This window comes from Arthrobacter hankyongi (genome assembly GCF_022012395.1).
GTDB lineage: Bacteria > Actinomycetota > Actinomycetes > Actinomycetales > Micrococcaceae > Crystallibacter > Crystallibacter hankyongi.
In genome coordinates, this window is sequence record NZ_JAKLTQ010000002.1 from 48,823 (window position 1) to 61,669 (window position 12,847).

At 65.2% G+C, this 12,847-nt stretch carries 8 protein-coding genes and 2 pseudogenes; 6 read left to right on the top strand and 4 right to left on the bottom strand.

What is annotated here, in order from left to right:
- Positions 1–31 precede the first annotated feature (31 nt).
- The 3 genes and pseudogenes from LVY72_RS04225 to LVY72_RS04235 all read right to left on the bottom strand — a co-directional run bounded on the left by LVY72_RS04225 (position 32) and on the right by LVY72_RS04235 (position 4,365).
- Positions 32–1,563 (bottom strand): annotated as a pseudogene (locus tag LVY72_RS04225) (ISL3 family transposase).
- Positions 1,564–1,666: 103 nt separating this feature from the next.
- A pseudogene (locus tag LVY72_RS04230) lies at positions 1,667–2,861 on the bottom strand (IS256 family transposase); the annotation flags it as partial.
- A 133-nt stretch (positions 2,862–2,994) separates the two neighbouring features.
- A complete protein-coding gene (locus LVY72_RS04235; RefSeq protein WP_237818227.1) occupies positions 2,995–4,365 on the bottom strand; it encodes an MFS transporter in 1,371 nt (456 codons plus the stop codon).
- A gap of 106 nt (positions 4,366–4,471) precedes the next feature.
- On the opposite strand from LVY72_RS04235, the gene LVY72_RS04240 reads away from it, so the two are divergent.
- The 6 genes from LVY72_RS04240 to LVY72_RS04265 are packed head-to-tail and all read left to right on the top strand — an operon-like array spanning position 4,472 to position 10,879.
- Positions 4,472–5,989: an aldehyde dehydrogenase gene (locus LVY72_RS04240; RefSeq protein WP_237818228.1), complete on the top strand. Its 1,518-nt coding sequence runs from the start codon at positions 4,472–4,474 to the stop codon at positions 5,987–5,989.
- A gap of 46 nt (positions 5,990–6,035) precedes the next feature.
- Positions 6,036–7,094 carry a zinc-binding dehydrogenase gene (locus LVY72_RS04245; RefSeq protein WP_237818229.1) on the top strand — a complete coding sequence of 353 codons (1,059 nt, stop codon included), beginning with the start codon at positions 6,036–6,038 and terminating at the stop codon, positions 7,092–7,094.
- Complete coding sequence (locus tag LVY72_RS04250) at positions 7,094–7,828, top strand: cyclase family protein (RefSeq protein ID WP_237818230.1); 735 nt, start codon at positions 7,094–7,096, stop codon at positions 7,826–7,828. The genes LVY72_RS04245 and LVY72_RS04250 overlap by 1 nt, the downstream gene beginning before the upstream one ends.
- Positions 7,821–9,044 (top strand): CaiB/BaiF CoA transferase family protein, encoded by a 1,224-nt coding sequence (locus LVY72_RS04255; protein WP_237818231.1) that lies wholly within the window; start codon positions 7,821–7,823, stop codon positions 9,042–9,044. The genes LVY72_RS04250 and LVY72_RS04255 overlap by 8 nt, the downstream gene beginning before the upstream one ends.
- The gene (locus LVY72_RS04260) at positions 9,034–9,975 is read left to right on the top strand and encodes an NAD(P)-dependent oxidoreductase (RefSeq protein WP_237818232.1); all 942 of its coding nucleotides are present in this window, start codon (positions 9,034–9,036) and stop codon (positions 9,973–9,975) included. Before LVY72_RS04255 ends, LVY72_RS04260 begins: the two co-directional genes overlap by 11 nt.
- Positions 9,976–9,997: 22 nt before the next feature.
- Entirely contained in the window at positions 9,998–10,879 is an 882-nt protein-coding gene (locus tag LVY72_RS04265; protein WP_237818233.1) for an amidohydrolase family protein, read from the top strand.
- Between the two features lie 410 nt (positions 10,880–11,289).
- Here the strand turns inward: LVY72_RS04265 and LVY72_RS04270 are convergent, their stop codons facing one another.
- The gene (locus tag LVY72_RS04270) at positions 11,290–12,813 is read right to left on the bottom strand and encodes an MmgE/PrpD family protein (protein ID WP_237818234.1); all 1,524 of its coding nucleotides are present in this window, start codon (positions 12,811–12,813) and stop codon (positions 11,290–11,292) included.
- Positions 12,814–12,847 lie beyond the last annotated feature (34 nt).

A 12,847-nucleotide genomic window follows, 5' to 3' on the forward strand; every position in this document is an offset into this window, starting at 1 on the left:
GCACTTTCGGTGGTGGTTGGGTGGACGTCCGTCAGCCGAGGAGGATGCGATGGCGGAGCAGGGTGAAGCCTGCCCGGCCGTACATCTGTCGCTTGAGCATCTTCGTGCGCGTATTCACGCTCTCGGTTCTGCCGTTGTGGTGAGCCTGGTGAGCGGGGCGAGGACGGCCTCATGGTCCTGCCCAAGTCCGCGGGCGAAGGAGTACACGTGCGGCAGGTCGGCAGACCAGGTGGTGCGGATCCACGTCCCGGGCCTGGCCGGGTTGGTCTCGTCGGGCTTGATGAGGCCGGCGAAATCCCGGATCAGGCCGCGCAGGGCGGTCATCTGCGGGCATGAGGCGGCGAGCCGGTCAAGACGCCCGCTCTGCCGGCCGGCCAGGTTCTCCGGCCTGGTCAGCAGCAGTCCGGTCGCACGGCGGGGCGACAGATGCGCCTGGTCCTCATCGGCCCGGCCCTGGCTCAGATAGCGGTGCAGCAGGTTCGCGCTGCCGGGATAGCCGAACTCGCGAATCTGATCCAGCAGCTGCGTGACCGGCACCCCGGGCTCTTCGGCCCGCCGACGCCGCAGATAATCGCGATAGGGCTCCACGAGGGTGGGCCGGTACTGCGGAACACGTCGAAGGTGTTCGGGCTCGCTTGCACGGGCGTAGCGCTTGACCGTGTTCAGGCCCAGGTTCAGCCGTCGGCCGCAGTCCAGCAGCCCGACGCCCTGGTCGAGCAACCCGTGCACCTGGGCCCAGCGCTCGGCAGTCGTGCGGGTCCGGGGTCCGTCCTGCAGAGCTGCCGCTTCGGCCCAGCACGTGGAGTGGGCGGTGACCTCCTTGGCGGCGGCTTCGGCCAGACCGTGCCACAGGTGCCACCGGTCGGCAACCTGGACCGCTCCGGGCAGCGCGTCCCGGACGGCCTGGGCGTACGTGGCCGAGCCGTCCCGGCACACGATCCGCACTCCCGGACGGGTGCGAAGCCACTCGGTGAGGACCGGGGCGCCCCGGCCGGCCAGCACGTCGATTCTCTGGCCGGTGTCGGCATCGATCAGCACCGTGGCATAGTCCCGGCTGCGGCGCAGCGCGAAGTCGTCGATCCCCGGCACGCGCGGGACCGGACGTTCCGGCAGCGAGGTGCCCGGCAGCGTCCGCACCGCGGTGTCCCGTCCCGCGACGATCCCCAGGACCGGCAGCAGCCGGGCCGAGGCCCTGCCGGCAAGCTCGCGCACGAGGGCTCGGACCTGTTCCCTCAGCCGGACCGTGCGCCGCTCGTAGCGCTCCAGCAACCCCGGGACCTGCTCCCGGAAGGTCTGCCGCGCGCAGCCAGATGACCGGCACCGCATCCGGCGCATGCGCACCCGCAGCAGCACGCGCCGCCCATCGACCGGCACGTCCGCCGGCATCCGCTCATGGAAGGCATGGACCCTCCGGGTCGGCGTCCCGCACGCAGGGCACTCCACCGCCCCGCCACGCGTCGACGCGCGAACCACGATCACCCCGCCAGTGTCCTCGATCCCCTCGATCACCAACGCCGACAGCCCCGAGAACACCGTCCCGACCAGCATTTTCGCATCAACCATGCCCCATCATGAGAAGCCCGGAAGCCGCACCACCACCGAAAGTGCGACAGAGCCAAGTTTTCTGTGTAAGGGACCGGTCGGTTATCCGTTCAGCCGGGGGGCAGAGCGGGAGTCGGTTGGGAAATTGAACCGCGAACGCGTTGAGCGCCTGGTGCCATCCCTGGGTGCCGGTGCCGAACTCTCCGCCACGGGTGGTCTCGATGTTCCGGGTCTCCAGATAAACCAGCTTCAGGGCCGCCTCGTCCGAGGAGAACAAGCGCCTCGTCTTGGTGATCTTGCGCAGCTGGTAGTTGATCGATTCGATCTGGTTCGTTGTGTAGATGACCTTGCGGATCTCCGGGGTGAAGGCCAGGAACAGAATGAAGTCCTCCCAGGCGTTAAGCCAGGCCAACTCCGCCCCGCAGGCCCTCGCTTGCCAGGCCTCGGCGAAGGCCTCCATGGCCAGCTCCGCGGCCTGGACGGTGGCCGCGGTATAGATCGGTTTCATGTCCTTGGCCATGGTCTTGTGGTCCTTGTACGAGGCGTATTTCACGGCCGAGCGCAGCAGGTGACCCACGCAGGCCTGGACCACGGTCTAGGGGTAGATGCTGTTGACCGCGGCCGGCAGCCCGGTCAGCCCGTCGCAGCACAGTATCAGAATGTCCTTGGTGCCCCGGTTGCGGATCTCGGTGAGCACGTTGGCCCAGAACTTCGCCGCCTCGGTTGCACCGAGGGTGCGCCCCCAGTACCTGCTTGCGGCCCTCCAGATCCACGCCCACGGCCACGTGGCAGGCCTTGTTGACCATGACCCCGCCGTCGCGGATCTTGAGCCAGATCGCTTCGATGTAGACGATCGGATAGACCGTCTCCAGCGGCCGGTTCTGCCACTGGACGATCTCGTCGGCCACCACGTCGGTGACCCGCCAGATCGTCGCGGCCGAGACCTTGGAGCCGTAGATCTCCTCCAGGTGAGAGCCGATGTCCGGGGTGGTCATCCCACGGGCGCACAGGGACAGGATCATGTCCTCGACCTTGCCCAGCCGGCGTGCCCCCTTGGGCACGATCACCGGCTCGAACGAACTGTTCCGGTCCCGCGGGACGGTGAGCAGCACCGGGCCCTGAAGGGGCTGGACGCTCTTGGTGGTCTTGCCATTGTGGGAGTTGCCGTGCCGTGTCCGGCGGGGGTCGCTGGCCTTGTAGCCGGAGTGGTGGCTGATTTCGGTCTCCAGGGACCGCTCCAGCACCGCCTGTGTCATCCTCGAGAGCAGATCTTCCACCCCGTGCCGGCCCTCGCCGAGATCCTCGGCGGAGGTCACCATTGCGTCGATCTGGTCGGCGCTGAGCACCCGGCCAAGGGGTTCTCCGTCAAGCTGTCTTCGGCCATGTGGCCCGTCCTCTCAGAAGATGAAACCCGCAGGTCACACATCGGATTGAGACCGGACCCTTACACAGTCAATGAAACACTCTCGGGCCCCGACGGCGCGTACCGTCCAGGTACACCGGCATCCAGCGCACGAACCCGGCGACGCCGACGAACCCTAGGGTGCTAAGCGTCGCGGCAGCAGCACCAAGCGGTAACCAGACCGTCACCGTCGCCACGAGCAGGGGGGCCAGGGCACTGCCGCCTTGCGTGAGTGTGCGCCATATGCCGATGAACGGTGACGGGTTGGAGCTGGGGGCGAGGTCGGAGGCGAGGGTGAGCAGCGCCCCGCTCGAAAGGCCGTTGCCGGCGCCAAGGATCACGGCGACCGCAACATACCATTCCACGCCCGGTTGGGTGACTGCAAGGCACAGGAGCCCGACGCTCATCGTCAGCGCAGCCGGCAACACCCCCCACATGCGGCCGAGTCGGTCCATGATCTGTCCGCCCGGGTAAAAAAGAATGAGGTCGATCAGGCCAGAGAGCGCGATGACCGCGAGGATGGTGTCGGGGCCGAGCCCGATCGCGGTTCCCCAGAGAGGTAACAGCACCTGTCGACCCGACCGCACGAGGGCGAGGAGCGCAGAGGGAATCCCGAGCCGCAACAGCGGGCCGCGGTGCGCGATCGCTGTCGTGAAAAGGCCCTCCGGCGGTGCGCCCCCGGTAGGTGAAGCGGCGGATCCTCCCCCCTGTGGTGCCCCCGCCGTTGCATGAGGCGTCGACTCAAGAGCGCGCGCGGCCATGCGGTCCTGTGGCTCCGGAGCCACAGCGACGAACACCGTTGTGAGCAGGGCGCACCCAACGAACACCCAAACCGCTGACGAGGCCTCGCTCGTCAGCTGCAGCACCGCCCACGCCGCTAACGGTCCCGTGAATATGCCGGCGCGGTGCGTACCCCCGAGCAACGCAAGCGCCCGACCGCGGAAGGAGTAGGGCACGTGCAGGGTGAGAAACGCCTGGCGTGCCAACCCGTAGGTCGCTGATAAAGCGCCGACAGCGAACGCTGTCATTGCTAGGACGCTGCTGAACGACGCAAGGGCGATGCATACGCCGCAGACGACAGTGAGAGCGCCGGCGATCGTCATCGCCCATTTCTCGGGGCAGCGCGCGACGAGTGCGCCCGCGGGAATATTGCCGAGAAACTGGCCCAGCATGACAGCAGCAGCCAATAACCCCGCGACGCTCAGGTTCGCGCCGCGCTCGATAGCGAGCAGCGGCAGCAAGGGGATGAGGAGACCCTCTCCCAGAGAAAATAACAATGACGGGCCATAAACGATGGGTCCCAGCTTGAGCAGCGGATTGGCAGCAGGGGACGACATCCGACCTCCGACGGTGATGAACAGCGTGAGTGACCCCGCACCCGTCGATGGATGAAGCACGATGTCGAGGTGCAGTAAGAACACCGACCAGATTAGGTCAGCATTTGTCGGTTGACGTATGCGCTTTCGTGATGTGGACGATTGGAATGCCGTATTAGCAATACGGCGCTCGGGGCAACATGATGGGGACATGAACCGGACTATGCATTCAACAACGCTGCGCGTCCCCGAATCGTTGAACCGTGAATACCGCATTCTCATTGGCGGAGAATGGAAAGGCTCGCAGAGTGGCGAGTTCTTCACGATCCATGATCCCTTCAGTCGTGAGGACTGGGGTAAGGTGCCGCTCTGCGGCCCCGCCGAGGCCGACCAGGCCGTCACCGCCGCCCGGCGAGCATTCGACGAGGGGGAGTGGCCGAAGCTTCCTCCAGCAGGGCGCGCCAAGGTATTGCGTAAGTTTGCCGACCTCATCCGAGAGAACGCCGACGAGCTCGCACTCATGCAGACGCTCGAAAACGGTAAGCTGCTAAAGGAGACCCGCGGCGGCATCGACTTTCTCGCACAGCAGTGCGAGTACTCTGGCGCCCTGGCGGAGACCGTGCAAGGCGCCACGATCAACACAGGCATTCCCAACCTCTTCACTTACACTCTGCGCCAGCCGCTCGGCGTTGTGGCCGCAATCACCCCGTGGAACTCGCCGCTCGGACTGCTCGGCTTCAAACTGTTCCCGGCGCTGGCCGCAGGGTGCACCGTGGTCGTGAAGCCGAGTGAGTTCACTCCCGCGTCGACGCTGCGTCTGCTTGAGCTCTCGGAGGCAGCCGGCATTCCTACGGGCGTCGTCAATGTTGTGACCGGCATGGGCGATGTGGGCGCGGCCCTCGTCGACCACCCGGGCGTCGACAAGATCGTCTTCACCGGTGCCACCCAGACCGGCGCGAAGATCGCGGCGGCAGCAGGCCAGCGCCTCGTCCCGACCTCGCTCGAACTGGGCGGCAAGTCGCCGAACATCGTGTTCTCCGATGCCGACCTCAAGCAGGCCGTGCACGGTGTGCTCGGTGGTATCTTCGTCGCCAGCGGCCAGACTTGCGTGGCGGGCTCCCGCGTGCTCGTCGAGAAGAGCATTTACGATGACTTCCTCGACCGTATGGCGCAGGTCACGGCCGGACTGAAGCTGGGCGACCCGCTCGACCCGGAGACGCAACTCGGGCCGATCGCCAACCAGCCGCAGTTTGAGAAGATCATAAAGTCGATCGCAAGTGGCCACGAGGCGGGCTTCCGTCTGCTCGCCGGTGGCGGTGCGCCGTCGGCAGACCCGGCTCTCGGCAGCGGCCTGTTCATCGAGCCCACCATCTTCGGTGACGTCGACAACGCGTCGAGCCTCGCCACCGAGGAGATCTTCGGGCCCGTCGCGAGCGTCATCCCGTTCGAGGGTGTCGACGAAGCGCTCGCCATCGGCAACGACACTCGATTCGGCTTGGCGAGCGGTGTCTGGACCCAGAACATGAGCAGGGCTCAACGCGTGATCCGCGACCTGCGCGCTGGCACCGTGTGGGTCAACACATACCGCGCGGCACACCACTACGTGCCGTTTGCCGGCCACAAGCAGAGCGGCCTCGGGCGAGAGCTCGGCGTCGAGGCGGTTGAGGAATTCACCGAGATCAAGAGCGTCTGGCACGACTTCGGCAGCCCGCAGTTGTTCGGCCGCTAGATACAAGAAGCACACGAGACAAGACGCACAATACAAAGGAGTTGGCATGCGCGGCATGGTGTTCACTGGCGATCACCGAGTGGAAGTGATGGACTTCCCCGATCCGCACCCCGGGCCCCGAGACGTCGTGCTTCGCATCGACTCCTCGGGAATCTGCGGCAGTGACCTGCACACGTTCCGTCGCCCTGGTGTGGCGGGGGCCTACCAGTCGGTTGACCCGAATGAGATGCGTGCGATCATCGCCGGGCATGAGCCCGTTGGCACCGTGGTCGAGCGGGGGACAAAGGTCACCGACGCGGAGGCACCGATCGGCCTGCAGGCCATCTGCTTCCACTACAGCGGTTGCGGTACCTGTCTCTTCTGCCGCGATGAACGGCCCCAGCTGTGCGCCCAGATGCTGGGTTACGGCGGCAACGCCCACGGTGGGCATGCAGAGTACTTGGTGGTGCCGGTGGAGACGCTCGTGCCGCTGCCCGAGGAGCTGTCGGCGAACGCGGGCGCGTGCCTGGCCTGCGGCACCGGCACCGCCTATGGGGCGCTGCGGCGGTTGCGGCGCATCAGTGACCAGAACCTGTTGGTCGTCGGCCTGGGCCCCGTGGGCATGAGCACCGTCGCCTACGCGTCGGCGCTCGGTGCGCGGGTGATCGCGGTTGACCTCGACGAGGCTCGTCGGGAGTCCGCGCTGACCTACGGCGCTGAGACGGTGCTCGACCCGGCTGCCGGCGACGTAGTCGCTTTGGTACGTGAGCTGACGGACGGGTACGGCGTTGATTCCGCGGTGGAGACCAGCGGATCGACGCCCGGTCGGCAGAGCGCTCTCATTGCTGTGCGGCAGGAGGGAGAGGCCGTGTTCGTCGGCCTCGGCGGCGGCAATCTCGATGTTGCAATGGACTGCGACGTGGTGCTTGCGCCGCGTTCGATCATCGGTTCTCGAACCTTCAGCAAGAGTGAGCTGGCCGAAGCCGCGCAGGCCGCGGCCGATCTCAAGCTGCCGCTCGACCGGATGGTGACTGCCGAGTTTGCTCTTGAGGATGCGCAGAAGGCCTATGCTGAGTTCGCCGCGGGCGCAGTGGGGAAGTACGTGATCGTGGGAGCGGGTGCCTGATGGTCAACCCCTTCGCAGCAGCTCGTTCGCCGTGGCAGGGCTGGCCCGAGATCGGCCAGCCGCAGTTCGCCGGTGGCCCGGGATGGGTCGACGTGAGTCACCCCATTACCGAGTCTCTTTCCCGGGCCCCCTCGTTTCCACAGCCGGTCATCAAGAAGATTGAAAACCTACCCGATGATCCCGCCAATGTGACGCACGTCAGCATGGCCGTGCACCACGGAACGCATGTGGATGCGCCGAGCCACTTCTACGCGGACGGGCCCACGATGGATCAGATCCCGCTCGAGCGCCTGTACGGTCGTGGGGTACTATACCGGGTGGCCGCCGAAGCCGGCGCGCAACTCACCGTCGAGCAGATCCAGGGCTCCGGCCCCGCGCCGCAACTCGGCGACATCGTGCTGATCGACACCGGGTGGCACCGGTATATGAACCAGGAGCTCTACTTCGATGCGCCATCGCTCAGCGTGGCAGCCGCGGAGTGGCTGCGCGATGCCGGCGTCAAGCTCGTTGGCCTCGACGCGAGTACGCCCGATCTCCCCGCGCACCGGAGAACCCCCGGATTCGACTGGCCGGTACATCAGATCCTGCTCGGGTCAGGGGTGCTCATTGCTGAGCACATGGCCAACCTGAGCGCCCTGGAGCCGGGTGCCATCGAGGCCTTCTTCGGCGTGACGTCATTTGTTGGGGCAGATGCGGGCCCGGCTCGAGTGATTGCGAGGAATATTCATGACTGATTCGACAGTGACCGAGATGCCGGCTACCACGGGGACATCAACGAAGGCGGCAACGGCAGGACTCCCGCTAGAGGGAGTCCGAGTTCTCGATTTGACAGGGTTTCTGTCGGGCCCGTTCGGGAGCCAGATCCTCGGCGATCTCGGCGCCGAGGTGCTGAAGATCGAGCCCCCCGAGGGCGACAACTCGCGATCGGTACCGCCGTACTTCGTCGGGGACGCCAGCGTGTACTACCTCAGCACCAACCGAAACAAGAAGAGTGCGGTCATCAACCTGAAGGACCCTGACGGCCAGCGAGTCGTGAAGGGCCTCATAGCCAAGAGCGACATCGTGCTCGAGAACTTCAGACCGGGCGCGCTTCAGCGCCTTGGGCTCGACTACGAGACGATCGCGGCCGACATTCCGAGCATTATCTGGTGCTCGATCAGCGGCTTTGGGCAAGACGGTCCCTACGCGCACCGGCCCGCCTACGACATGATCGTGCAAGCCTACTCCGGCGGCATGAGCCTCACCGGTGAGCGCGGCGGGGTACCGGTGCGCGCCGGGCTTCCGATCGGTGACCTGACGGCGGGGCTGTACGGCGTCATCGCGGTGCTGGCCGCGCTGAATAAGCGCGCTCACACGGGCGAGGGTGACTACATTGACATTTCGATGCTCGACTGCCAGCTCGCGTTCCTCAGCTACCAGGGCGCCTACTACCTGCACTCGGGAAAGGTGCCGGGTACTCAGGGGCGCGCGCACGACTCGATTCCGACCTACCGCTGCTTCAGGGCTGGCGACGGCATCGACGTGGCGGTGACTGCGAACACTGAGGGGATGTGGGAAGCGCTGTGCGGAGTGCTCGGCCTAGCCGAGCTCATTGAAGATGACCGTTTCCGCACCCTCGCCGACCGCCACCGGAATCGCGGTGAGCTCGAGCCGCTACTCGAGGAGGCCTTCCTCGCCCTCGGTGCCGACCAGTGGGTCGAACTGCTCACCGATGCCGGGGTGCCTGTCGCGCCGGTGAACACTGTCGACCGCGCGCTCGCCGACACTCAAGCACGTCACCGGAATATGGTGGTCGAGCTGCAGGATGAGTCGGGTGAGCAGAACGTTCGGGTGGTCGGCAACCCGCTGAAGTTCCGCAGCATGTCGAGCCAACTGCTCAACTACCCGCCGAATCTTGGGGAGCACACCGAGGAGATCATTGCATTGTCGGGAGTAACTCATGGTGAGTGATGTTCGAGTCGGAGTGATCGGGCTCGGGAACATGGGTGCAGCCCTGGCCCAACGCCTGCAGGAACTCGTCGCTGAAGTAGTGGTGTTCGATGTGCGTGCTGAAGCCATGACCACCGCGGCGCGGTTCGGGGCAACAGCCTCTTTGAGCCCTCGTGAGGTCGGCGAGCGATCCGACGTCGTCGTGGCGTCCTTGCCGTCGCCCGCGATCGCCCTGGAGGTGGCCCAGGAGGTCGGCACGAGTACCCAGCTCCGGGCGTATGTAGAGACATCAACCGTGGGCCCGCTCGCGGTGCGGAAGATCGCCTCGGCGCTCGCGGTTCCGGTCATCGACGCGCCCCTCAGCGGGGGACCACGAGGGATCCTGAGTGGCAAGCTCACAAGTTATGTGTCAGGGCCCGAAGCAATCCGCCAGGAGATCGCAAACTGGTTTGACGAACTCTGCCCCATTCGGATCGTGGTGGGCGAGCAGGCGGGCGTCGCGCAGATCGCGAAGCTCGTGAACAACGCTGTATCGCTGAGCGGCATGGCGATCGCCTGCGAGGCGATCGCCGTTGGTGTGGCCTCCGGCGTCGACCCGAAGACCGTCGTCGAGGCGGTGAACTCTGGAACCGGGCGGAACTCCGCGACGGAGAGCAAGATCCCGAAGTCCGTCCTCACCGGCACCTTCGACTTCGGAGGTCCGGTATTTCTTGCGGAGAAGGATCTGGAGTTGTACCAGTCCCTCGCAGAGGAAGCGGGGATCCGAGAGTCGCTCACGAATTCCGCACTTGAGGCGTTCCGTGAGGCGATCCTGAAATTCGGGGTGAACGCTGACTACACCGAGATTGCGCGCGTCTTCGAGAGCGCCGTCGGTGCGGAAATTCGCCATCGGCCCGCAGTTGCGGGCGGGGGACTCGGCAGCAATGGCTGGCGATCCGAACATTTAGATTGAACGACCAAAGCACGTAAGGGGAATGACATTGGATCTGAGCAAGATCGTAGCGATTGACGTTCACGCGCACTCCATGGTGAGTCACGAGCACCCTGAGCTCGCTGACGATGAGATGAACCAGCACATTGTCGCAGACGCGAAGAAGCGTTGGAAGACCGACCTGACGACCATTTCGGTCGACGAGAGCGCCGCATACTACCGCGACCGCAACATGATGGCGGTGATCTTTACCGTTGACTCGGAGTCGGGGCTCGGCGAGCGTCGAGTTCCGAACCGCGAGGTGCTCGACGGGGCTCTGCGCAACTCCGACGTGCTCATTCCGTTCGCGAGCATTGACCCATGGAAGGGGCGCATGGGTGTCTCCGAAGCGAAGGATCTGATCGCGGCCGGGGTGAAGGGCTTCAAGTTCCATCCGAGCATTCAGGCGTTCTACCCGAACGACCGTCGCGCCTACCCGCTCTACGAGGTTATCGCCGAGGCCGGACTCACCGCGCTCTTCCACTCCGGTCAGACGGGCGTCGGCAAGACCTCGCCGGGTGGCGGCGGCGTGCGTCTGAAGTACTCGAACCCGATGTTCCTCGACGACGTCGCGGCCGACTTCCCCGACATGTCGATCATCATCGCTCACCCCTCCTTCCCATGGCAGCAGGAGGCCCTGGCGGTCGCGCTGCACAAGCAGAATGTGTACATCGATCTCTCCGGGTGGTCGCCGAAGTACTTTCCGCAAGAGCTCGTGCACTACTCGAACACGCTGTTGAAGCACAAGATCCTGTTCGGCTCCGACTTTCCGCTCATGACCCCGGACCGCTGGATCGCCGACTTCGAACAGCAGGAGTTCCGTGACGAGGTGCGGCCGCTGATTCTGAAGGAGAACGCCGCAAAGCTGTTCGGATTTACCGAGTGATCGGCTGAGTTCCCGACTCGTTCGAGACGCCAGGGCTCTCGTCGCAGTTCAACGGCAGGGGTGCGCGCCTATACACGGCGCGCCCCTGCTCGGGGTGTGCCTGTACGACGAGCCTGACGTTTCGTGTTCCTGCGATTATTACGGCCGCATGATTCCAGACGCCCGATCCAGCCGACTGTCCCACCGCGTGATCCACCAACGGGCCATTCGTTCTGTCGAGTTCGCGTTCGCGCAACAATTTACGCCCCGTAGACTGGGCGTCGGCCGACTGGGGAGAGGCACGGCGAGAGCCAAAGCGCTGTCTCCGCTAAATCACTACTCGTGATGTGCGCCGTGCTTCGGCTGCCTGGGAGTCAAGAAACGACGATGGGGCGGAAGGACCAATGTCATTCCGCCCCATCGTCGTTCGCTTAGAAGTACAGCTCGCCCAGGAGGGACTGGATGTCGTGCACCTCGTCGATGTTGCGGAGCCGCTGCACTAGGCGATCGGCCGCGTCACCGAAGAACGGCCGCGCGAGTGCGACGAACTTCTCGTCGACAGCCGCCGTGCCCATCTCGACGCCACGGTTGAAGGCCCAACTCGTCTCCGTCGAGCCGTCGTCGAAGCGAACGGTGACGGCGGCCCAGTTGCAATCGTCAACTGACGGCACAGCCGGCGCGAGCTTGATGAAGTCAGGGTCGATCGTCAGCGCGATCTCGCTGAGCAGGCCGGCCTCCTGAATGCGATCGAAGGTCTCCTGCTCATACGAGTCGACCGTCACCTTGCCGTCGAGCCACGCGGCGGCGATGCCATACGGGAGGCTGAACTTGCCCTCGAGCGGTGTCTGCGGCCAGGTGCGGAAGACGGCGCCCCGCTCCGGGTCTGTGGGTACGGTAATTTCGATGCCGGCGATACTTCCGCGGTCAAACTCGGGGCGATCGATCATGGAGAACATCGCGGTGAGCACCGCATTGTTGCCGCCGCAGGCCGGCCACGGTTTGAAGCTCGGGCCGCGGCTCAGGTTTGGTCCGCCACGAAGCTGATCGCTCGGAGCGCCGAGACCGACCTTGGAGGGGTTGGGCATACTGCCAGTGTGCGTGGGCGGGAACCTGTTCTCGTTGAGCGGGCTGCCTGCACTGAGGTCCATGGGGACGCGCGTGATCCAGAAATCCTCGGTCGCGGAACCATAGTGCACTTCGACCTCGGCTTCGGGATCGCAGTACGCGGCGAAGAATCCCTTCCGTCCCTCAAAGACCCCAGGGTCAGCGGTCCAGCCGGATTGGGCGAGTGTTGCAGCAAGGTACCCGGCCTCGGCAGCGCGGCCCGCGTGCAACGGCTTCGTAAAGGTGCCGAAGTTCTCGGTGAGCCCTGAACTCATGGAGGCTGCAATGCTGAGCGCGAGTATGGCCTTTTCCTCGTCGAGCTTCAGGAGTTTGGCAGCGACCGCGGCTGCGCCGATCGCGCCGGCTGTGCCGATGGGGTGCTGCGGACGGCCGTGGGCGAGCATAGTCGTGACCCGGGCAGCGACTTCAAAGCCGGCGACCAGCGCGACGATGACCTCTTCACCCGTGACCTCACGGGTCTCGGCGATCGCGAGTGCCGGGGGCAGTTCAACCGCAGCGAAGTGCGGAATGTCATCGAAGTCGAGGGCGTGCATGAGCGTCCCGTTGGTTAGCACCGCTGAGCGAGCGTCAGTCTTCCGGGAGGTCGCGAGCACGGCGTGCGCGCCCGGAACGTCGGGCAGCCACTGCTGTAAAGCTGCGCCAATATCTGTGCGTGTTGCCGCCAAGCCGCATGCGAGGCCGTCGACCAGCATCGACTTCGCCTGCGCGATCGCCTGCTCGGGCAATTGGTCATAGCTCAGGTTCACGATGAAGCGCGCATGTTTTGACGCCACCGTATCCTGCGCCTGAGTGGTTGAGTGGCTACTCAACGTCCGTGTGACTGCTCCCATAAGCGTAGTGCCTCCTGCCAGTGATGTAGGTATC

What these genes read in the sequence shown, in the direction of transcription:
- LVY72_RS04265 (WP_237818233.1), top strand. Translation starts at nt 9,998, where the DNA reads ATGACATTGGATCTGAGCAAGATCGTAGCGATTGACGTTCACGCGCAC.
- LVY72_RS04250 (WP_237818230.1), top strand. Translation starts at nt 7,094, where the DNA reads ATGGTCAACCCCTTCGCAGCAGCTCGTTCGCCGTGGCAGGGCTGGCCC.
- LVY72_RS04245 (WP_237818229.1), top strand. Translation starts at nt 6,036, where the DNA reads ATGCGCGGCATGGTGTTCACTGGCGATCACCGAGTGGAAGTGATGGAC.
- LVY72_RS04240 (WP_237818228.1), top strand. Translation starts at nt 4,472, where the DNA reads ATGAACCGGACTATGCATTCAACAACGCTGCGCGTCCCCGAATCGTTG.
- LVY72_RS04255 (WP_237818231.1), top strand. Translation starts at nt 7,821, where the DNA reads ATGACTGATTCGACAGTGACCGAGATGCCGGCTACCACGGGGACATCA.
- LVY72_RS04270 (WP_237818234.1), bottom strand. Translation starts at nt 12,813, where the DNA reads ATGGGAGCAGTCACACGGACGTTGAGTAGCCACTCAACCACTCAGGCG.
- LVY72_RS04260 (WP_237818232.1), top strand. Translation starts at nt 9,034, where the DNA reads ATGGTGAGTGATGTTCGAGTCGGAGTGATCGGGCTCGGGAACATGGGT.